This is a genomic window from Azohydromonas sediminis (assembly GCF_003574675.1).
GTDB lineage: Bacteria > Pseudomonadota > Gammaproteobacteria > Burkholderiales > Burkholderiaceae_C > Calidifontimicrobium > Calidifontimicrobium sediminis.
In genome coordinates this window covers 84,676-105,110 of sequence record NZ_QOAZ01000006.1, presented here as the reverse complement: position 1 = coordinate 105,110, position 20,435 = coordinate 84,676, and the positions used below count along the sequence as shown (strand labels likewise).

Genomic DNA, 20,435 nt, shown 5'->3' with positions numbered 1-20,435 from the left:
TGCACGAGCCGCCGAAGAAGAACCGGGGAGGAACTGGCCGGGGCCGGCCGCCAACCGCGAGGCGGTCAGCGCGCTGGCAGAGCCACGTGCGCGTCGGTGCGGGCGTGCGCCCGACCCTCGGGCCCGCCTGGCGGCGCGTCGGTGCGACGCGCCCCGCGCGCGGGTGCTCGTGACACCGGCGGCTGCGGATCGGCAAGGCAGGGGGAGGACGGATGCGCGTTCACTGCGGCGCGGGCGCGAACGGCGTGACCGCCGTTGCGTCGATCAACCTGGTCGGTGCCGCGAGGCCATCGCGTCGCGGCGGGATTCTTCTTCTGGTGGCGTCTCTTCCACCTCCGGCCGGCGGCTGCACGGTCACGTCGGGACCGCACCCGTCGCCGCCCGGCGGTGTTGCATCACCGGGGTTGCGCCTTCCCAACGCCCGGCAAGTGCCCGGGTACACTGAATCGAATCAAGCACTTACTTGCATCGGGTGCGCGCGCGAATTATAGGGCCTGGCCCCGGGGCGGCCGAGCGGCGGAAAAGCGGCGTCGGTGCCGGCCAGACGGGGGCGGGCGCTGCGACCGTCGCGGCCGAGGTGCGGCACGTCGGCGTCGACGAGGCGAGCGCCGGACAGCGGCTCGACAACTTCCTGCTGCGCCTGCTCAAGGGCGTGCCGAAGACGCACGTCTACCGGCTGATCCGCGGCGGCGAGGTGCGCGTCAACAAGGGCCGCGCCGCGGCCGACACGCGGCTGGCCGCCGGCGACGTCGTGCGCGTGCCGCCGGTGCGCGTGGCGGCGGCTGCGCCGGCGCCCGCGGTGCCGGCGCGCGAGTTCGCGCTGCTGTACGAGGACGAGCACCTGCTCGCGATCGACAAGCCCGCCGGCGTCGCGGTGCACGGCGGCAGCGGCGTGAGCTTCGGCGTCATCGAGCAGTTGCGCCGCGCGCGCCCGGGCGAGCGCTTCCTCGAACTCGTGCACCGGCTCGACAAGGAGACCTCGGGCATCTTGCTGCTGGCCAAGAAGCGCAGCGCGCTCGTGCGGCTGCAGGACCAGTTCCGCGCGCGCGACACCGACAAGGTCTACGCCGCGCTGGTGCGCGGGCACTGGCCGGCGCGCCAGCGCGTGATCGACCTGCCGCTGCTGCGCACGCTCGACGCTGCCGGCGAGCGCCACGTGCGCGTCGTCGACGCCGCGCACGAGCAGGCGCGCCGCGCGATCACGCTGGTGCGCCCGCTCGAGCGCTTCGGCGCCCGCGCCGACGCGCCGGTGGCGTGCAGCCTGCTCGACGTGACGATCAAGACCGGGCGCACGCACCAGATCCGCGTGCACCTCGCGCACGGCGGCCACCCGATCCTCGGCGACCCGAAGTACGGCGACTTCGCGTGGAACCGCGCGTGGGCGCGTGGCGAAGTGCTCGCCGGCGTGCGCTTCGCGCGCATGTTCCTGCACGCGCGGCGGCTGCGCTTCGCGCACCCGGCCACCGGCCAGGCGGTCGACCTCGAGTCGCCGCTGCCGGCAGAATGCGCGGCCTTGATCGACACGCTGCGCGGCCCCACCTCTGCGTGATGACCCGCCGCTTCGACCTCGTCGTCTTCGACTGGGACGGCACGCTGTTCGACTCGACGGCGCTGATCGTGCGCTGCATCCAGGACGCGTGCCGCGACCTCGGCATCGCGGTGCCGAGCGACGCCGACGCCGCCTACGTGATCGGGCTCGGGCTGCACGATGCGCTGCGCCACGCCGCACCGGCGCTGCCGCCCGAGCGCTACCCCGAGCTCGGGCGACGCTACCGCCACCACTACTTCGCGCGCCAGCACGCGCTGTCGCTGTTCGACGGCGTGCTCGAGATGCTGGCGGCGCTGAAGGCGCGCAACCAGCTGCTCGCGGTGGCCACCGGCAAGGGCCGCCAGGGCCTGAACGAGGCGCTCGCGCACGCGCAGCTGCGCGGCGTGTTCGACGCGACGCGCACCGCCGACGAGACGGCGAGCAAGCCGCACCCGCGCATGCTGCTCGAGCTGATGGACGAGCTCGACGTGCCGCCCGAGCGCACGCTGATGGTCGGCGACACGACGCACGACCTGCAGCTCGCCGCCAATGCCGGCACCGCGAGCGTCGCGGTGACCTACGGCGCGCACGGTCACGAGTCGTTCGCGGGCTTTGCGCCGCTGGCGGTCGCGCACAGCCCGCGCGAACTGCACGACTGGCTGCTCGCGCATGGCTGAGCCCGACGCCGGCGAGGCGCTGTTCCTCTGTGCCGGCGACGCGCTGGCCGAGCGCGGCCGCGCGCACCTGTTCGACGTCGTCTGGCACGGCGAGGCGGTGCGCGCGTTCGCGCTGCGCGTCGACGGGCGCGTCGTCGCCTACGTCAACCGCTGCGTGCACGTGCCCAGCGAGCTCGACTGGGTACCCGGCGAGTTCCTCGACGCCGATCGGCGCCACATCGTCTGCGCGGTGCACGGCGCGACCTACGAGGCGGGCAGCGGCCGCTGCGTCGGCGGACCGTGCGGCCACGGGCGTCTGACCGCGATCGCCGTCGAGGAGCGCGCCGACGGGGTGTATTGGTATCCTTCGCCGGCGATCCGCCCCGCTGCGCGCAGCGGCCGCGCGCCCACCTGAACCCGCTCCCCCGATGACCCCTACCGACGACACCCCCGCGTCGCCGTCGCCCGCTGGCGCCGGCGGCGCGTTCGAACCCGCAGCCACGCGCCCGGTGCCGCCGCCAGCCGGCAACCCCAGCCTCGAGCACACCGTCGAGCGCCTCGTGCACGACCTGCTGCGCGACCGGCGCAGCGAGCGGCGCTGGCGCGTGTTCTTCCGCCTCGCGTGGTTCGGGCTGTTCGTCGCGGTCGCCTATGCGATCTTCGTCGAGAGCCGCGGCCCGGCGGCGCCGGCCGGGCCGCACACCGCGCTGGTCGAGGTCAGTGGCGCGATCGCAGCCGACGCCGAGGCGAGCGCCGACACCATCGTCTCGGGCCTGCGCGCCGCATTCGAGGACAAGGGCGCGCAGGCCGTCGTGCTGCGCATCAACAGCCCCGGCGGCAGCCCGGTGCAGGCCGGCATCGTGCACGACGAGATCCGGCGCCTGAAGGCGCTGCACGGCAAGCCGGTGTACGCGGTCGTCGAGGAGGTCTGCGCCTCGGGCGCCTACTACATCGCCGCGGCGGCCGACGAGATCTTCGTCGACAAGGCGAGCCTGGTGGGCAGCATCGGCGTGCTGATGGACGGCTTCGGTTTCACCGGCGCGATGGACAAGCTCGGCATCGAGCGCCGGCTGCTGACCGCCGGCGAGAACAAGGGCATGCTCGACCCGTTCTCGCCGCAGAACGAGCGCCACGTCGCGCACGCGCAGGCGCTGATCGACCAGATCCACCAGCAGTTCATCGCCGTCGTGCGCCAGGGCCGCGGCGACCGGCTCAAGGATACGCCCGAGCTGTTCTCGGGGCTGTTCTGGAACGGCGAGCAGGCCATCGAGCTCGGTCTCGCCGACCGCACCGGCAGCCTCGACTACGTCGCGCGCGAGATCGTCAAGGCCGAGGAGATCATCGACTACACGCAGCGCGGCAACCTCGCCGAGCGGCTCGCGCGGCGCTTCGGCGCGGGCGTCGGCGAGAGCCTCGCGATCGCGCTGCGGCACCTGGCGCCGGCGCTGCGTTGATTGCGCGCGCGGCCCGCCGGGCGCCGGCGGCTCAGGCCGCCGGCGGAATGCGCAGCGCCTGCCCCGGGTAGATCTTGTCGGGGTGCGTGAGCATCGGCTTGTTGGCCTCGAAGATCAGCATGTACTTGTTCGGCGTGCCGTAGAACTCCTTCGAGATCTTCGACAGCGTGTCGCCCTTGACGACGACGTAGATCTTCGACTCGGGCTGCGGCGTCGCGACGACGAGCATGTCGTTGACGGCGGCCACGCCTTCGACGTTGCCGCAGCACAGCACGACCTTCTCCTTCGTCGCCTGGTCGGCGACCTGGCCCGACACCGTCACGGTGCGCGTGGCGCCGTCGAACTCGACGGCGAGTCCGTCGACCTTCAGCCCCATCGTGTCGATGTAGGCGACGATCGCGTCGGCCGCGGCCTTGTTCAACCGCGCGATGTTCTCCGGGTTCGGGGCTTGCGCCGCGGCCTCCTGCGCGGCCTTGGCCTCGCCCTTGCCGAAGAGCTTCTCGCCGGCTTCCTTGATGAAACTGATCAGACCCATCGCGACCTCCTGACGTGTGACGGTGCCGGCCGACTATAGGCGATCAGGGTGACGTGGCCGATGCCGTCAGCAGCCCCTTGCGCTCGATGAACTCGATCACCTGCTGCAGCCCCTGCTGCGTGCGCAGGTTGGTCATCACGTAGGGCCGGTTCGGGCGCATGCGTCGGGTGTCGGCCTCCATCACGGCGAGGTCGGCACCGACGTGCGGCGCGAGGTCGGTCTTGTTGATGACGAATAGGTCGCTCTTCGTGATGCCGGGCCCGCCCTTGCGCGGGATCTTCTCGCCGCCGGCGACGTCGATGACGTAGATCGTCAGGTCGCTCAGCTCGGGGCTGAACGTGGCTGCGAGGTTGTCGCCGCCCGACTCGATGAACACGATGTCGGCATCGGGGAACTTCGCGAGCAGGCGGTCGACGGCCTCGAGGTTGATCGACGCGTCCTCGCGGATCGCGGTGTGCGGACAGCCGCCGGTCTCGACGCCGATGATGCGCTCGGGCTCGAGCGCGCCGGCCACCGTCAGCAGGCGCTGGTCTTCCTTGGTGTAGATGTCGTTGGTGACGACGACGAGGTCCCAGCGCTCGCGCATCGCCTTGCACAGCATCTCGACGAGCGTCGTCTTGCCCGAACCGACGGGCCCGCCGACGCCCACGCGCAGCGGGGGCAGGGGTTTCGTGCGGCCGGGAATCGAGTGCAGGGGGTTCATGAGCGGAACAGGCGCGAGTACTGGGTTTCGTGGCGCGCCGACAGGATCGCGAGCCCCGGCGCGAACGCCTGACGGCGGTCGTCGGGCGTCGCGAGTGCGTCGTCGACGGCGGCGGGAATCGCGTCGGCGAGCGCGGCGAGGATGCGCTGGCCGGCACTCTGGCCGAGCGGCACCGCGCGCACGGCGGCCTGCACGGCGTTTTCGGCCCAGCCGAACGCCATCGCGAGCAGTGCATCGCGCACCGGCGCGCCGGTGGCCGCCGCGGCGAGCGCGAACGCGACGGGCCAGGTCGGCGCCGGCGCGAGCGCGTCGAGCGCCGCGATGCGCGCGTCGCCGGGGTGGCGCTGGCGCAGCCACTGCGCGAGCGAGCGGCCCATCTGCTCGCTTTGCAGCCGCAGTTCGGCCGACTCGCGCGTGCCGGCGACCCACGCGTTGAGCGCCTGCACACGGGCGAGGTCGCCCGCCTGCCACGCGACGCATGCCGACGCGGCCGCGGCGAGGTCGCTGCGCGCCTGCACGAGCACGAGCTGGTCGAGCAGCCAGTCGCGGGTGCTCGCTTCGTCGATCGCGACGCCGGCGTCGACCGCCGCTTCGAGCCCCTCGGAGTAGCTGAAGCCGCCCACCGGCAGCGCCGGCGACGCGAGCCAGATCAGCTGCAGCAGCGCCGCGGCGGAAAGCGTGGTCGCCTCGCTCACGGCCCGTCAGTGGTCGTGACCGTGACCATGCCCGTGTCCGTGGCCGTGATCGTGGCCGTGATCGTGGCTGCATCCCGGTCCATGGACATGGCCGTGCGCATGACCATGGCCGTGCGTCGCGGCCGACGCGGCGTGGGCATGGCCGTGACCCGTGGCGGCATAGGCGCCGGCCTCCGGCTCGAACGGCGCGTGCTCTTGGTGCACGACCAGGTGCATCGCGCGCAGCATCTCGGCCAGCACGTGGTCGGGTTCGAGCTTCAGGTGGTCGGGCTTCACCTCGAGCGGCACGTGGCGGTTGCCGAGGTGGTAGGCGGCGCGCAGCAGGTCGAACGCCGACCCGTGCTCGGCGCAGGCGCGCACGACGAGCACCGGCTGCGGTGCCGCGTCGACGCGGATCAGCGAGCCGTCCTCGGCCACCAGCACGTCGCCGCCGCGCACGACCTGCCCGCGCGGCAGGAACACGCCGAGGTGGCGCCCGGCCGAGTCGGTGGCGTCGAAGCGGCTCTTCTGCCGGGTGTCCCAGTCGAGCGCGACGTGCGCCGCGCGCCGCACCAGCACCGGCGCGAGGCCGCGGCCCTGGGGGATCAGCTTGTGGACGGTCAGCATCGGCGGGCTTGAAGCGGAGACGGAGCGCAGTTAGTATAACGAACGTTATAACTACCGGGATCGACGATGACGGCACTGAAGCTCACGCAGATCGGCAACTCGGTCGGCGTCATCCTGCCGAAGGAGATCCTCGCGCGGCTGAAGCTCGAGAAGGGCGACACGGTGTTCGTCACCGAGGCGGCCAACGGCATGCTGCTGACGCCGTACAGCCCCGAGTTCGAGGCGCAGATGGGCGAGGCGCGCCGCATCATGAAGAAGCGCCGCGCCGTGCTGCGCGAACTCGCCAAGTGAGCGACTGGGTCTGGCTCGACCCGGCCGTCGTGTGCGCGGTCCACGAGGAGCAGCTGGCCGAGCACGGCAGCGCCCCGGGCACGCGCGATGCGGGACTGCTCGAATCGGCGCTGGCCCGCCCGCAGCACCTGGCGGCCTACGGCGAGCCCGACGCCGCCGCGCTGGCGGCCGCCTACGGCTACGGCATCGCGCGCAACCATCCGTTCGTCGACGGCAACAAGCGCACGGCCTTCGTCGCCGTCGAACTGTTCCTCGCACTCAACGGCTTCGAGATGACGGCCGACGACGCCGACTGCGTGTTGACGATGCTCGCCGTGGCGGCCGGCGACCTCGCCGAAGACGACTTCGCCGCGTGGATCCGCGCCCACGCCGTGGCGCGCTGAACGCTCGCGCACCGCGTCAGAACAGGAAGTAGCGCTGCGCCATCGGCAGCACCGCGGCCGGCTCGCAGGTCAGCAGCTGCCCGTCGGCGCGCACCTCGTAGGTCTGCGGGTCGATCTGCATCGCCGGCAGGTACCCGTTGTGGACCATGTCGGTCTTCTTCACGGTGCGGCAGCCCTTGACCGCGGCCAGGTGCTTGTGCAGCCCGTAGGCCTCGGCCACCCCGCTGGCCAGCGCCGCCTGCGAGACGAACGTGATCGACGTGCGGTGCATCGCGCCGCCGAAGGCACCGAACATCGGCCGGTAGTGCACCGGCTGCGGCGTGGGGATGCTCGCGTTCGGGTCGCCCATCGCCGCCGCGGCGATGAAGCCGCCCTTGAGCACGAGCGACGGCTTGACGCCGAAGAACGCCGGCTTCCACAGCACGAGGTCGGCCCACTTGCCGACCTCGACGCTGCCGATCTCGTGGCTCATCCCGTGCGTGATCGCCGGGTTGATCGTGTACTTGGCGATGTAGCGTTTGACGCGGAAGTTGTCGTTGCGCGCCGAGTCCTCGGGCAGCGCGCCGCGCTGCACCTTCATCTTGTGCGCCGTCTGCCACGTGCGCGTGATCACCTCGCCGACGCGCCCCATCGCCTGGCTGTCGCTGCTCATGATGCTGATCGCGCCGAGGTCGTGCAGGATGTCCTCGGCGGCGATCGTCTCGCGGCGGATGCGGCTCTCGGCGAACGCCAGGTCTTCGGCGATCGACGCGTCGAGGTGGTGGCACACCATCAGCATGTCGAGGTGCTCGTCGAGTGTGTTGACGGTGTACGGCCGCGTCGGGTTGGTCGAGCTCGGCAGCACGTTGGCCTCGCCGACGACTTTCAGGATGTCGGGCGCGTGGCCGCCGCCGGCGCCTTCGGTGTGGAAGGTGTGGATCGTGCGGCCCTTGAACGCGGCGATCGTGTCCTCGACGAAGCCGCTCTCGTTGAGCGTGTCGGTGTGGATCGCGACCTGCGTGTCGGTGGCCTCGGCGACCGACAGGCAGCAGTCGATCGCGCTCGGCGTCGTGCCCCAGTCCTCGTGCAGCTTCAGGCCGATCGCGCCGGCCTCGACCTGCTGGCGGCCGGCGTCGGGCCGGCTCATGTTGCCCTTGCCCATGAAGCCGAGGTTCATCGGGAACGCGTCGGCGGCCTGCAGCATGCGCGCGATGTTGGCCGGCCCCGGCGTGCAGGTCGTCGCGTTGGTGCCGGTGGCAGGGCCCGTGCCGCCGCCGGTCATCGTCGTGATGCCCGACATCAGCGCTTCCTCGATCTGCTGCGGGCAGATCCAGTGGATGTGGCTGTCGAACCCGCCGGCGGTGACGATCATCCCCTCGCCGGCGATGACCTCGGTGCCGGGGCCGATCACGATGTCGACGCCCGGCTGCACGTCGGGGTTGCCGGCCTTGCCGATCGCCGCGATGCGGCAGCCCTTCAGCCCGATGTCGGCCTTGACGATGCCCCAGTGGTCGACGATCAGCGCGTTGGTGATCACGCAGTCCACCGCCTCGTGTGCGCCGGGGCCGTTGACGACCTGGCTCTGTCCCATGCCGTCGCGGATCACCTTGCCGCCGCCGAACTTGACCTCTTCACCGTAGCCGCCGGCGCGCAGCGTGTAGTCGGCCTCGACTTCGATGATCAGCTCGGTGTCGGCCAGGCGCACGCGGTCGCCGACCGTCGGGCCGAACATCTCGGCGTAGGCACGCCTGCCGATCGTGGCCATCACAGGGCCCGCCCGGCCGCCCGAAGGGCCCTGGCGCCCCCTCGGGGGGCAGCGAACGAAGTGAGCGTGGGGGTCATCAGACTTTTCCTTGCACCAGGCCGCGGAAGCCCCAGACCTCGCGCGCGCCAGCGTAGTCGACGAGTTCGACGGTGCGCTGCTGACCGGGCTCGAAGCGCACCGCGGTGCCGCTGGCAATATTCAGCCGCATCCCGCGCGCCGCGGCGCGGTCGAAGCGCAGCGCCGGGTTCGTCTCGGCGAAGTGGTAGTGCGAGCCGACCTGGATCGGCCGGTCGCCGGCGTTCTCGACGACCAGCGTGACGGTGCGCCGTCCGGGATTGAGCACGTGATCCGGGCCGTCGGTGAACAGTTCGCCGGGGATCATCTCAGCCGCCCACGAGCAGCGCCGCCCCGAAGGCCAGCGTCGCCGCGCCGGCCAGCCGCGGCCACCAGCGGCTGCGCTCGCGCACCAGCAGCCCGGCGGCCATGCCGAGCGCATGCAGCAGCGCGCTGCCCAGTGCCATGCCGACCAGCGCGGTACCGGCGCCGAGTTCGGCACCGTGCGCGTGGCCGTGGAACAGTCCGAACGCGCCGACCAGCGCGACCGCCGCCGCCAGCGGCAGCCGCGCCTGCACCGCCACGAGTAGGCCGAGTGCGACCAGCGACGCGGCGATCAGCGGCTCGACCGCCGGCAGCGGCACGCCGCCGGCCCCGAGCAGCGCGCCGAGCACGAGCACGACGACGAAGCCCAGCGGCACCAGCCACAGGTCGGGCCGCGCGCGGCGCGCGACAAGCGCGCTCCAGCAGCCCACCGCGAGCATCGCAACGAGGTGGTCGGTGCCGGTGAACGGGTGCATCAGCCCGGCGAAGAGGCCGTCGTGCGCGTGGTCGCCGCCGACGTGGGCGGTGGCCCACAGCGGCAGGCCGGCGAGCAGCGTCGCGACGCCGGCGGTGCGCCCAGCGGCGATCCGGCCCGGCTGCCGGGCGTCGCGGCGGGTGGGGTTGGCTTTCATCGGGATCCTCTCCTCGTGTCGTGCGGCCGGGCGCGGGTGCAGTGCCCGTTCGCGGTGCATATCAGGTGATAGGCTGGTGAACCGTCACCAATTTGGTGCCGTCAGGGAACGTGGCCTCGACCTGGATCTCCGGGATCATCTCGGCCACACCGTCCATCACGTCGGCGCGCGTCAGCACCGTCTTGCCTTCGCTCATCAGCGTCGCGACGCTCTTGCCGTCGCGCGCGCCTTCCATGATCGCGGCGGTGATCAGCGCCACCGCCTCGGGGTAGTTCAGCTTGAGCCCGCGTGCCTTGCGGCGCTCGGCGAGCAGTGCGGCGGTGAAGATCAGCAGCTTGTCCTTCTCGCGCGGCGTCAGTTCCATGGCCCGGTCGGTTGCAGGTTCGATGCCATGTTAAGCGCGCCCGCATCGCCGCAACGGGCTGGTGCGTTTCTTGTAGCAGCGAAGGCATGGCGCGCACCATCCCGATCACCCCGCTGCCGGCGTCCGGCCCCGCCGAGGCGCCGCAGCAGGTCGTCAAGGTGCGGCGCGACTACAACAGCTGGGTCGCCAGCGAAACGATCGAGGACTACGCGCTGCGCTTCACGCCGCGCAGCTTCCGCCGCGGCGGCACCTGGCGCGTCGCGCACGCCGCGTTCGGCGGCGCGGCGTCGTTCCTGATCCTCGAGGCGATCGGCGCGACGCTGCTGGTGCAGCACGGCTTCGTCAACGCCGCGCTGGCGATCGTCGTCACCGGCCTCGTGATCTTTCTGGCGGGGCTGCCGATCAGCGTCTGTGCCGCGCGCCACGGCGTCGACATGGATCTGCTCACGCGCGGCGCCGGCTTCGGCTACATCGGCTCGACGGTCACGTCGCTGATCTACGCCAGCTTCACGTTCATCTTCTTCGCGCTCGAGGCGGCGGTGATGGCCTACGCGCTCGAGCTCGCGTTCGGCATCCCGCCGGCGTGGGGCTACCTCGTCTGTGCGCTCGTCGTGATCCCGCTCGTCGTGCACGGTGTGACCGCGCTCAGCCGCCTGCAGGCGTGGACGCTGCCGCTGTGGCTGGCGCTGCTCGTCGTGCCCTACGTGGCGGTGTTCGTCCAGCAGCCCGACGTGCTGACCGAACTCGTGCGCTACGGCGGCGAGGGCGGCGGCGGCGCCGGCTTCGACCCGATCGCGTTCGGTGCCGCGACGACGGTGGGCATCGCGCTGATCACGCAGATGGGCGAGCAGGCCGACTACCTGCGCTTCATGCCCGAGCGCACCGCCGCCAACCGCTGGCGCTGGTGGGCCGCCGTGCTGGCGGGCGGCCCGGGCTGGGTGCTGCCGGGCGTGCTCAAGATGCTCGGCGGCGCGCTGCTCGCCTTCCTCGCGATCACGCACATGGTGCCGGCCGAGCGCGCCGTCGACCCGAACCAGATGTACCTCGTGGCCTACGAGTTCGTGTTCTCGCACTACGGGCTCGCGGTGGCGGCCACCGCGCTGTTCGTCATCGTCTCGCAGCTCAAGATCAACGTCACCAACGCCTACGCCGGGTCGCTGGCGTGGAGCAACTTCTTCTCGCGCGTCACGCACAGCCACCCGGGGCGCGTCGTGTGGATGGTGTTCAACACCGCGATCGCGCTCGTGCTGATGGAGCTCGACGTGTTCCAGGCGCTGGGCCAGGTGCTTGGGCTGTACGCCAACGTCGCGATCGCGTGGATCATGGCCGTCGTCGCCGACCTCGTCGTCAACAAGCCGCTGGGGCTGTCGCCGCCGGGCATCGAGTTCCGCCGCGCGTACCTTTACGACGTCAACCCGGTGGGCGTCGGCGCGATGGCGCTCGCGTCGCTGCTGTCGGTCACGGCGCACCTGGGGCTGTACGGCGAGGTCGCGCAGGCCTACTCGGCGGCGATCGCACTCGTGACCGCGTTCGTCGCGTCGCCGCTGATCGCCTGGGCCACCGGCGGGCGCTACTACCTCGCGCGCACGCCGGCGGCGCCAGATGGCGACGCCGCGCACGGCGCCTACGCGCGGCTGAAGCCCGCGGCGACGCAGCGCTGCACGATCTGCGAGCGCGACTACGAGGGCGAGGACATGGCGCACTGCCCGGCCTACGGCGGGGCGATCTGCTCGCTGTGCTGCACGCTCGACGCGCGCTGCGGCGACCTGTGCAAGCCGCACGCGAGCCTGGCCGCGCAGTGGACGGCGCTGCTGCACCGGCTGCTGCCGCGGCGGCTGTGGCCCACGCTCGACGCCGGGCTCGGCCACTGGCTGCTGCTGATGGCCGCCGTCGCGCCGGGGCTCGCGCTTCTGCTCGGCGTGCTGTACCAGCACGGCGCACGCTCGCTGGCCGCGCAAGTCGCCAGTGCCGACGCGGCGCCGGTGCTCGCGCTGCTGCGCGCGAGCTTCGTGCACGTATACCTGCTGCTGCTCGTCGTCGCCGCGGTGGCCTGCTGGTGGCTCGTGCTCGCGCATCAGAGCCGTCGCGTCGCGCAGGAGGAGTCCAACCGGCAGACGCAGGCGCTGCGCGCCGAGATCGCGTCGCACCGCCGCACCGACGAGGCGCTGCAGCGCGCGAAGGCGCAGGCCGAGAGCGCACAGCGCGCCGCCGAGGCCGCCAACCAGGCCAAGACGCGCTACGTCACCGCGATCAGCCACGAGCTGCGCACCCCGCTCAACAGCATCCTCGGCTACGCGCAGCTGCTCGAGGAGGACGAGGCGATGCCGGCGCACCGCCGCCAGGCCGTCGCGGTGATCCGCCGTGGCGGCGACCACCTGCTCGGCTTGATCGAAGGCGCGCTCGACCTCGCGCGCATCGAGGCCGGCAAGCTCGCGCTGCAGGTCGAGCCGATGCGCTTTCGCGACGGCCTCGACGAGATCGCGCGCCTGTTCGAGCTGCAGGCCGCAGCCAAGGGCATCGGCTTCGTGCGCGCGTTCGAGCCGCCACTGCCCGAGGTCGTGCGCGCCGACGAGCGGCGGCTGCGCCAGATCCTGATCAACCTGCTCGGCAACGCCGTCAAGTTCACGGCGCGCGGGCGCGTCGAGCTGCGCGTGCGCCACGTGCGCGACATGGCCTGCTTCGACGTCGTCGACTCCGGTCCGGGGATGGAGGACGCCGAGCTCGCGCGCATCTTCGAGCCGTTCGCGCGCGGCTCGGCCGCCGGTGGCAGCGCGGCCGGCGGCAGCGGGCTCGGGCTGACGATCGCGAAGATGCTCGTCGAACTGATGGGCGGCGAGCTCACCGCGACCAGCCGTCGCGGCGAGGGCAGCACGTTCAGCGTGCGGCTGTTCCTGCCCGAGGTCGCGCCGGCGCCGGGTGCGGCGCCGGCGCCCGGGCTGCGCCAAGGCTACGAGGGGCCACGCCGGCGCATTCTCGTCGTCGACAACGAGGAGGCCGACCGCGCGCTGATGCGCGACCTGCTGCAGCCGCTGGGCTTCGCGATCGACGGCGTCGCGTCGGGCGAGGCGGCGCTGGCACGTCTGGCCGACGCGACGCAGCCGCGGCCCGACGCGATCCTGATGGACCTCGCGATGCCCGGCATCGACGGCTGGGAGACGATCCGCCGGCTGCGCGCGGCCGGCCACGCACAGCCGGTGGCGGTCGTGTCGGCCAACGCGTTCGACCGTGGCCTGGACAACGACGTCGGCATCGGGCCCGACGACTTCTTCGTCAAGCCGGTGCGCTGCGCGCGGCTGCTCGACTGGCTCGGCGCACGCCTCGATCTCGCGTGGATCACGCCGCCGCCGGCGGCGCCCGCCGTGCCCGACGCAGCACCCGGCTGCGAGCCGCTGCCCGAGCGTGACCAGCTGCGCGCGCTGCGGCAGCTGATCGCGGTGGGTTACCTGCGCGGCGTGCAGCGCAAGCTCGACGAGATCGAGGCCGCCGACGCCGCGGCGGCCCGCTTCGTCGCCCGGCTGCGCACGCTGGCGCAGCGTTTCCAGCTCGACGCGCTGCGTGCCGTCGTCGACCAGGCCCTCGATGAACCCGAACCGCACCGCCGCTGACGAGACCGACGTCGTCCTGATCGTCGACGACGTGCCGGACAACCTCGCCGTGCTGCACGACGCGCTCGACGAGTCGGGCTACACCGTGCTCGTCGCGACCTCGGGCGAGGCGGCACTGGCCACCGTCGCGCAGGCACGGCCCGACATCGTGCTGCTCGACGCCGTGATGCCGGGCCTCGACGGCTTCGAGGTCGCGCGCCGGCTCAAGGCCGACGCCGCGACCGCCGGCATCCCGATCATCTTCATGACCGGGCTCACCGACACCGAGCACGTCGTCGACGCGTTCGGCGCCGGCGTCGTCGACTACGTGACCAAGCCGGTGCGCACGCGCGAGCTGATCGCGCGCATCGAGAGCCACCTGCGCACCGCGCGCGCGCAGGGCCAGGCTCGCCGCGCGCTCGACGCCTTCGGCCACGCGACCTTCGTCGTGCGCGAGCGCGACGGCCGGCGCCTGTGGCAGACGGCGCTCGCGCGCGAGCTGCTGCGGCAGCACTTCCCGACCGTGCCCGAGGTGCTGACGCCGCCGCCGGTGATGGCCTGGGTCGCGCGCGAGGCGCTGCGCCGCCGTGCCGGCGCCGAGCCGCAGGGCTTCAGGGTCGGGCAGGGCTCGCGCCGGCTGACGTTCGCGATGCACGCGATCGACGACAGCGGCGACGGCGAGTGGCTCGTCGTGCTGCGCGAGGACTCGGAAGCCGCGCTGCTCGACGCGCTGGCGCGGGCGTTCCCGGCGCTCACCGCGCGCGAGGTCGAGGTGCTGTACTGGGTGGTCCAGGGCAAGACCAACCGCGACATCGGCGACATCCTGTCGCTGTCGCCGCGCACGGTGCACAAGCACCTCGAGCACGTGTTCGGCAAGCTCGGCGTCGAGACGCGCACCGCGGCGGCGTCGCTGGCAATGGCGCGCGTGGGAGCACCGGCGCGCTGAGGGCTGCGGCAGGCGCGGCTGGTGCCACGCATCGACCGTCGCAGTCAGCCCTTGGCGAACGGCCGCGACGGTCCGGGTCCATGCGCTGGGCCGGTGGCCGGGCCGACGCATCCGGCGGCGGACGCAGCGGATCTACGCCACCTTGCGTATAGGTGCGCAGGCGCTTCGTCCGTAGCCTCTGGGGCATCCCTTCACGACCGTTCAAGGAGTGCCCGCACCATGAAGATCTCCCGCCGTTCCGTCACCGCCCTGGCCGCCGTCACCGCGCTCGGCCTGCCCGCCCTCGCGCTCGCGCAGCAGGCACCGATCAAGGTCGGCGTGCTGCACTCGCTGTCGGGCACGATGGCGATCTCCGAGACGGTGCTCAAGGACACCGTGCTGATGGCCATCGACGAGATCAACGCCAAGGGCGGCGTGCTCGGCCGCAAGCTCGAGGCGGTCGTCGTCGACCCGGCGAGCAACTGGCCGCTGTTCGCCGAGAAGGCGCGCCAGCTGCTGACGCAGGACAAGGTCGCCGTCGTGTTCGGCTGCTGGACCAGCGTCAGCCGCAAGAGCGTGCTGCCGGTGTTCGAGGAACTCAACGGGCTGCTGTTCTACCCGGTGCAGTACGAGGGCGAGGAGATTTCGCGCAACGTGTTCTACACCGGCGCGGCGCCGAACCAGCAGGCGATCCCCGCCGTCGAGTACCTGATGAGCAAGGACGGCGGCGAGGCCAAGCGCTTCGTGCTGCTGGGCACCGACTACGTGTATCCGCGCACGACGAACAAGATCCTGCGCGCGTTCCTGAAGTCCAAGGGTGTCGCCGAAGCCGACATCATGGAGGAGTACACGCCGTTCGGCCACAGCGACTACCAGTCGATCATCGCGAAGATCAAGAAGTTCGCCAGCGAGGGCAAGAAGACGGCGGTCGTCTCGACGATCAACGGTGACTCGAACGTGCCGTTCTACAAGGAGCTCGGCAACCAGGGCCTGAAGGCCACCGACGTGCCGGTCGTCGCGTTCTCGGTCGGTGAGGAGGAGCTGCGCGGCGTCGACACCAAGCCGCTGGTCGGGCACCTGGCGGCGTGGAACTACTTCATGAGCCTGAAGAACCCGACCAACGACGCGTTCATCAAGCGCTGGAGCGACTACGCGAAGGCCAAGAACATCCCCGGCCACAAGGACAAGCCGCTGACCAACGACCCGATGGAGGCGACCTACATCGGCGTGCACATGTGGGCGCAGGCCGTCGAGAAGGCCAAGAGCACCGACGTCGACAAGGTGCGCGTCGCGATGGCCGGCCAGACCTTCAACGCCCCGAGCGGCTTCGTCGCGAAGATGGACGAGAAGAACCACCACCTGCACAAGCCGGTGTTCATCGGCGAGGTGCGCGCCGACGGCCAGTTCAACGTCGTCTGGAAGACGCCGGGCCCGGTGCGTGCGCAGCCGTGGAGCCCGTTCATCCCCGGCAACGAGAAGAAGAAGGACGAGCCGGCCCGCATGGCGCAGGCCAAGTGACCGTGCGAGCGGTGGCGTGCCGGCGCGCGATCGCGGTCGCGACGCCTGGCGCGGCACCGCGTCGCGGCCGCGGGTGAATCCGCGGCCGCGCCCGCCGACCTCGACGACCCGTTTCGCGCCGCGTTCGTCCCGCCGATGCCGATCCTCTGTCGCCTGCTGCGCTGGTCGCTCGTTCTGAGCCTGTGGACGGCGGCGCTGGCACACGCGCTGACGGCCGAACAGGCGCGCGTGATCGCCGCCGGCGACAGCACCGACGAGCGCGTCGCTGCGCTGCAGGCCGCCGCGGTGCGGTCGGACCCGGCGCTGGCGACGCTCGTGCAGGCGATGCTCGACGGCGACGCGCGCGTGGCCGGCGACCGCGTGTTCGTGCTGCGCGACGGCGCGGCCGTCGACGTCGTCACCGGTGCCGCGGCCACGCTGCCCGCCGACGCGCAGGACGTGACGATCAACAACCGCCTGCGCCGTGAGCTGCAGGCCGCGCAGGCCGCGCTGCAGCTGTTCTCGCCCGAACGGCGCGAGCGCGCGCAGGCCATCGAGCGGCTGCGCCGCGAGGCCGACGCGTCGCGGCTGCCGCTGCTCGAGCGCGCCGCCGCCGCCGAGACCGACGCCGCGCTGAAGGCGCAGCTCGAGGGGCTGCAGGCAGCGATCCTCGTCGCGGCGCCCGACCGCGCACGGCGCCTGGCCGCCGCCGAGCGTCTGGCCGCGAGCGGCCACCCGGCCACGCGCGCGCTGCTGCTCGAGCGGCTCGCGCCCGGCGTCGAGCCCGACGGCGCGGTGCGCGACGCGTTGCGCGCCGCGCTGCGCCAGGTCGAGTCGCGCCTCGCGTGGGGCGAGCGGCTGGGCGTGCTGTTCACCGGCATCAGTCTCGGCTCGATCCTGCTGCTGGTCGCGCTCGGGCTGGCGATCACCTACGGGCTGCTCGGCGTCATCAACATGGCGCACGGCGAGCTGATGATGATCGGCGCGTACGCGACCTACGTCGTGCAGAACCTGTTCCGCCAATTCGCTCCGGGCTGGTTCGACGCCTACCTGCTGGCCGCGATCCCGGTCGCGTTCCTCGCCGCCGCCGGCGTCGGCGCGCTGCTGGAGCGCGGCGTGATCCGCTGGCTCTACGGCCGCCCGCTCGAGACGCTGCTCGCTACCTGGGGCATCAGCCTGATCCTGATGCAGTCGGTGCGCTCGCTGTTCGGCGCACAGAACGTGCCGCTCGAAAACCCGTCGTGGATGAGCGGCGGCATTGCGGCGTTGCCGAACCTGACGCTGCCGTACAACCGCATCGCGATCGTCGTCTTCGCACTGCTCGTGCTCGCCGGCGTCGCGCTGCTGATCGCGAAGACGCGGCTGGGCCTGTTCGTGCGCGGCGTGACGCAGAACCGCCGCATGGCCGCGTGCGTGGGTGTCAACACCGCGCGCGTCGACACGCTGGCGTTCGCGCTTGGCGCCGGCATCGCCGGGCTGGCCGGCTGCGCGCTGAGCCAGATCGGCAACGTCGGTCCCGACCTCGGCCAGCAGTACATCGTCGACTCGTTCCTCGTCGTCGTGCTCGGCGGCGTCGGGCAGCTCGCCGGCACCGTGGTCGCCGCGCTCGGGCTGGGCGTGCTCAACAAGGTGCTCGAGGGCTGGGCCGGCGCCGTGCTGGCCAAGATCATGGTGCTGCTGTTCATCGTCGTCTTCATCCAGAAGCGGCCGCAGGGCCTCTTCGCGATGAAGGGCCGCAGCGCCGAGGCATGAGGGCACGACGATGAGCGCCGTCCTGCCCCCCGCCGCGATCCCGCGCCCTCGCGCCGGCCTGCTGCTCGGCGCCAAGGGCTGGAGCGGCGTGATGGCCGCACTCGTGACCGTCACCGTGCTCGTGCCGGTGCTCAACCTCGTGGTGCCGCCCGACAGCGTCTGGCACCTCGGCGACCACTGGGTGTCGCTGGTCGGCAAGATCATGTGCTACGCGATCTGTGCGCTCGCGATGGACCTGATCTGGGGCTACACCGGCATCCTGTCGCTCGGCCACGGCCTGTTCTTCGCGCTCGGCGGCTACGCGATGGGCATGTACCTGATGCGCCAGATCGGCCGCGAGGGGCAGTACCAGTCGGACCTGCCCGACTTCATGGTCTTCCTCGACTGGAAGGCGCTGCCGTGGCACTGGACCTTCAGCGACGGCTTCGCGTTCCAGATGGCGATGGTCGTGCTCGTGCCGGGGCTGCTGGCGTTCGTGTTCGGCTGGTTCGCGTTCCGCTCGCGCATCAAGGGCGTGTACTTCTCGATCATCACGCAGGCGATGACTTACGCCGCGATGCTGCTGTTCTTCCGCAACGAGACCGGCTTCGGCGGCAACAACGGCTTCACCGACTTCAAGCGCATCCTGGGCATCCCGATCGCGACGCCGACGACGCGCATGGCACTGTTCGTGATCACCGGCCTGACGCTGATCGGCTTCTACCTGCTCGCGCGCGCGATCGTCCACAGCCGCTACGGCCGCGTGCTGCAGGCGATCCGCGACGCCGAGAGCCGCGTGATGTTCAGCGGCTACGACCCGATCGCCTACAAGCTCAGCATCTGGACGCTCAGTGCCGTGATGTGCGGCGTGGCCGGGGCGCTGTACGTGCCTCAGGTGGGCATCATCAACCCGAGCGAGATGAGCCCGGCGGCGTCGATCGAGATCGCGATCTGGACGGCGGTCGGCGGGCGCGCGACGCTGATCGGGCCGATCGTCGGCGCGTTCTTCGTCAACGGTGCGAAGAGCTGGTTCACGCAGGCGTTCCCCGAGTACTGGCTGTACTTCCTCGGCGCGCTGTTCATCGCGGTGACCCTGTTCCTGCCGCAGGGCATCGTCGGCCTGTTCCGCCGCACGCGGGAGACGCGCTCGTGACGCCCGACCTGATGGAGCAGGGCGCGCAGCGACTCGCCGCCTGGCGGGCGAAGCAGCAGGCCGCGCCGTCGGGCGGACGCGGCGCCGCGTTCGGCCGCGCCGTCGTGCACGGCGAGCCCGACTTCACGCATGGTGTGGCGCTGTACGTCGACGACGTGACCGTCAGCTTCGACGGCTTCAAGGCGCTCGACGCGCTGACGCTGGCGATCGACGTCGGCGAGCTGCGCTGCATCATCGGCCCGAACGGCGCCGGCAAGACGACGATGATGGACGTCATCACCGGCAAGACGAAACCCGATGCCGGCCGCGTGAGCTTCGGCAGCAACGTCGACCTGCTGCGCCTGCGCGAGAATGAGATCGCGCAGATCGGCATCGGCCGCAAGTTCCAGAAGCCCACCGTCTACGAGGACCTGAGCGTGTTCGAGAACCTCGAGCTCGCGCTGAAGGCCGACCGCCGCGTGCGCGCGAGTCTGTTCTCGCGCCTCACGGGCGAGCAGCTCGACCGGCTCGGCGCCGTGCTCGAGCGCATCCACCTGAAGGGCGAGGCGCAGCGCACTGCCGGGCTGCTGAGCCACGGCCAGAAGCAGTGGCTCGAGATCGGCATGCTGCTCGTGCAGGACCCCAAGCTGCTGCTACTCGACGAGCCGGTGGCGGGCATGACCGACGAGGAGACCGAGCGCACGGCCGAGCTGTTCCTCTTGCTCGAGGGCGAGCACTCGCTGGTCGTCGTCGAGCACGACATGAAGTTCGTCGAGCAGCTGACCGAGGGCCGCAAGAAGGTCACCGTGCTGCACGAGGGCCGCGTACTCGCCGAAGGGCGGCTGGCCGACGTGCAGGCCAACGAGCGGGTCATCGAAGTCTATCTGGGCCGGTAGCGCGATGCTGAAGGTCGAGGGCCTGAACCAGTACTACGGCGGCAGCCACATCCTGCGCAACGTCTCGTTCGACGCGGCGCTCGGCGAGGTCACCGTCGTACTCGGACGCAACGGCGTCGGCAAGACGACGCTGCTCAAGAGCCTGATGGGCGTGGTCCCGGTGAAAACCGGCACCGTCACGCTCGACGGCCGCGACCTCACGCGCGCCACGCCCTACGAGCGCGTGCGCGCCGGCATCGGCTACGTGCCGCAGGGGCGCGAGATCTTCGGCCGGCTCACCGTCGAGGAGAACCTGCGCATGGGGCTCGCGTACAAGAGCGGCGGCACGCCGATCCCGGGCGAGCTGTTCGAGCTGTTCCCGGTGCTCAAGCAGATGCTGCACCGCCGCGGCGGCGACCTCTCCGGCGGCCAGCAACAGCAGCTCGCGATCGCGCGCGCACTCGCCGCGGGCCCGAAGCTGCTGCTGCTCGACGAGCCCACCGAAGGCATCCAGCCGAGCATCATCAAGGACATCGGCCGCGTGATCCGCATGCTCGCCGACCGCAAGACGATGGCGATCGTGCTCGTCGAGCAGTACTACGACTTCGCCGCGCAGCTCGCCGACCAGTACCTCGTGATGGAGCGCGGCGAGATCGTCGCGCGCGGGCGCGGCGCCGAGATGGAGCGCGACGGCGTGCGGCGGCTGATGGCGATCTGAGCCC

At 71.7% G+C, this 20,435-nt stretch carries 21 protein-coding genes; 13 read left to right on the top strand and 8 right to left on the bottom strand.

Translation table 11 applies throughout. The features are described from left to right. Window positions 1–577: 577 nt before the first annotated feature. Genes DRV96_RS05465 through DRV96_RS05450 form a run of 4 tightly spaced genes read left to right on the top strand, consistent with a single transcriptional unit; the run spans window position 578 to window position 3,638 of the window. A complete protein-coding gene (locus DRV96_RS05465; RefSeq protein WP_119288623.1) occupies window positions 578–1,549 on the top strand; it encodes an RluA family pseudouridine synthase in 972 nt (323 codons plus the stop codon). Further along, on the top strand, window positions 1,549–2,205 hold the full coding sequence (locus tag DRV96_RS05460) for an HAD family hydrolase (protein WP_235823297.1): 657 nt from the start codon (window positions 1,549–1,551) through the stop codon (window positions 2,203–2,205). The genes DRV96_RS05465 and DRV96_RS05460 overlap by 1 nt, the downstream gene beginning before the upstream one ends. Then, window positions 2,198–2,599 (top strand): Rieske (2Fe-2S) protein, encoded by a 402-nt coding sequence (locus DRV96_RS05455; RefSeq protein ID WP_119288618.1) that lies wholly within the window; start codon window positions 2,198–2,200, stop codon window positions 2,597–2,599. The genes DRV96_RS05460 and DRV96_RS05455 overlap by 8 nt, the downstream gene beginning before the upstream one ends. Window positions 2,600–2,612: 13 nt before the next feature. Continuing rightward, window positions 2,613–3,638, top strand: a complete 1,026-nt coding sequence (locus tag DRV96_RS05450) for a S49 family peptidase (RefSeq protein WP_119288616.1) — start codon at window positions 2,613–2,615, stop codon at window positions 3,636–3,638. Between the two features lie 31 nt (window positions 3,639–3,669). Here the strand turns inward: DRV96_RS05450 and lysM are convergent, their stop codons facing one another. Genes lysM through ureE form a run of 4 tightly spaced genes read right to left on the bottom strand, consistent with a single transcriptional unit; the run spans window position 3,670 to window position 6,177 of the window. Then, a complete protein-coding gene (lysM, locus tag DRV96_RS05445) occupies window positions 3,670–4,173 on the bottom strand; it encodes a peptidoglycan-binding protein LysM (RefSeq protein WP_119288613.1) in 504 nt (167 codons plus the stop codon). A 43-nt stretch (window positions 4,174–4,216) separates the two neighbouring features. After that, window positions 4,217–4,876, bottom strand: a complete 660-nt coding sequence (ureG, locus tag DRV96_RS05440; RefSeq protein ID WP_119288610.1) for an urease accessory protein UreG — start codon at window positions 4,874–4,876, stop codon at window positions 4,217–4,219. Beyond that, complete coding sequence (locus tag DRV96_RS05435) at window positions 4,873–5,571, bottom strand: urease accessory protein UreF (RefSeq protein WP_119288608.1); 699 nt, start codon at window positions 5,569–5,571, stop codon at window positions 4,873–4,875. Before DRV96_RS05435 ends, ureG begins: the two co-directional genes overlap by 4 nt. A gap of 6 nt (window positions 5,572–5,577) precedes the next feature. After that, complete coding sequence (ureE, locus tag DRV96_RS05430) at window positions 5,578–6,177, bottom strand: urease accessory protein UreE (protein ID WP_119288605.1); 600 nt, start codon at window positions 6,175–6,177, stop codon at window positions 5,578–5,580. A gap of 66 nt (window positions 6,178–6,243) precedes the next feature. Here ureE and DRV96_RS05425 point away from each other — a divergent pair, with 66 nt between their 5' ends. Continuing rightward, a complete protein-coding gene (locus DRV96_RS05425) occupies window positions 6,244–6,468 on the top strand; it encodes an AbrB/MazE/SpoVT family DNA-binding domain-containing protein (RefSeq protein ID WP_119288603.1) in 225 nt (74 codons plus the stop codon). After that, window positions 6,465–6,851, top strand: coding sequence for a type II toxin-antitoxin system death-on-curing family toxin (locus DRV96_RS05420; protein WP_119288601.1), 387 nt, complete (start codon window positions 6,465–6,467; stop codon window positions 6,849–6,851). Before DRV96_RS05425 ends, DRV96_RS05420 begins: the two co-directional genes overlap by 4 nt. A gap of 16 nt (window positions 6,852–6,867) precedes the next feature. On the opposite strand, the gene ureC is transcribed toward DRV96_RS05420, so the two are convergent. The 4 genes from ureC to ureA all read right to left on the bottom strand — a co-directional run bounded on the left by ureC (window position 6,868) and on the right by ureA (window position 9,969). Continuing rightward, window positions 6,868–8,595, bottom strand: coding sequence for an urease subunit alpha (ureC, locus tag DRV96_RS05415; protein ID WP_119288598.1), 1,728 nt, complete (start codon window positions 8,593–8,595; stop codon window positions 6,868–6,870). A 76-nt stretch (window positions 8,596–8,671) separates the two neighbouring features. Further along, entirely contained in the window at window positions 8,672–8,977 is a 306-nt protein-coding gene (locus DRV96_RS05410; protein WP_119288596.1) for an urease subunit beta, read from the bottom strand. A gap of 1 nt (window position 8,978) precedes the next feature. Then, window positions 8,979–9,605, bottom strand: a complete 627-nt coding sequence (locus DRV96_RS05405; protein WP_119288594.1) for a HupE/UreJ family protein — start codon at window positions 9,603–9,605, stop codon at window positions 8,979–8,981. Between the two features lie 61 nt (window positions 9,606–9,666). Beyond that, on the bottom strand, window positions 9,667–9,969 hold the full coding sequence (gene ureA, locus DRV96_RS05400) for an urease subunit gamma (protein ID WP_119288592.1): 303 nt from the start codon (window positions 9,967–9,969) through the stop codon (window positions 9,667–9,669). An 86-nt stretch (window positions 9,970–10,055) separates the two neighbouring features. Here ureA and DRV96_RS05395 point away from each other — a divergent pair, with 86 nt between their 5' ends. The 7 genes from DRV96_RS05395 to urtE all read left to right on the top strand — a co-directional run bounded on the left by DRV96_RS05395 (window position 10,056) and on the right by urtE (window position 20,431). After that, window positions 10,056–13,574, top strand: coding sequence for a hybrid sensor histidine kinase/response regulator (locus DRV96_RS05395; RefSeq protein ID WP_119288591.1), 3,519 nt, complete (start codon window positions 10,056–10,058; stop codon window positions 13,572–13,574). Then, window positions 13,549–14,499: a response regulator transcription factor gene (locus DRV96_RS05390; RefSeq protein WP_119288589.1), complete on the top strand. Its 951-nt coding sequence runs from the start codon at window positions 13,549–13,551 to the stop codon at window positions 14,497–14,499. The genes DRV96_RS05395 and DRV96_RS05390 overlap by 26 nt, the downstream gene beginning before the upstream one ends. 219 nt (window positions 14,500–14,718) lie before the next feature. Beyond that, complete coding sequence (urtA, locus tag DRV96_RS05385) at window positions 14,719–15,996, top strand: urea ABC transporter substrate-binding protein (RefSeq protein ID WP_210756975.1); 1,278 nt, start codon at window positions 14,719–14,721, stop codon at window positions 15,994–15,996. Between the two features lie 135 nt (window positions 15,997–16,131). After that, on the top strand, window positions 16,132–17,727 hold the full coding sequence (urtB, locus tag DRV96_RS05380) for an urea ABC transporter permease subunit UrtB (RefSeq protein ID WP_119288587.1): 1,596 nt from the start codon (window positions 16,132–16,134) through the stop codon (window positions 17,725–17,727). Between the two features lie 10 nt (window positions 17,728–17,737). Then, a complete protein-coding gene (urtC, locus tag DRV96_RS05375) occupies window positions 17,738–18,859 on the top strand; it encodes an urea ABC transporter permease subunit UrtC (protein ID WP_119288585.1) in 1,122 nt (373 codons plus the stop codon). Then, window positions 18,856–19,734, top strand: coding sequence for an urea ABC transporter ATP-binding protein UrtD (urtD, locus tag DRV96_RS05370; RefSeq protein WP_119288582.1), 879 nt, complete (start codon window positions 18,856–18,858; stop codon window positions 19,732–19,734). The genes urtC and urtD overlap by 4 nt, the downstream gene beginning before the upstream one ends. Before the next feature lie 4 nt (window positions 19,735–19,738). Further along, window positions 19,739–20,431, top strand: coding sequence for an urea ABC transporter ATP-binding subunit UrtE (urtE, locus tag DRV96_RS05365; RefSeq protein ID WP_119288579.1), 693 nt, complete (start codon window positions 19,739–19,741; stop codon window positions 20,429–20,431). Window positions 20,432–20,435 lie beyond the last annotated feature (4 nt).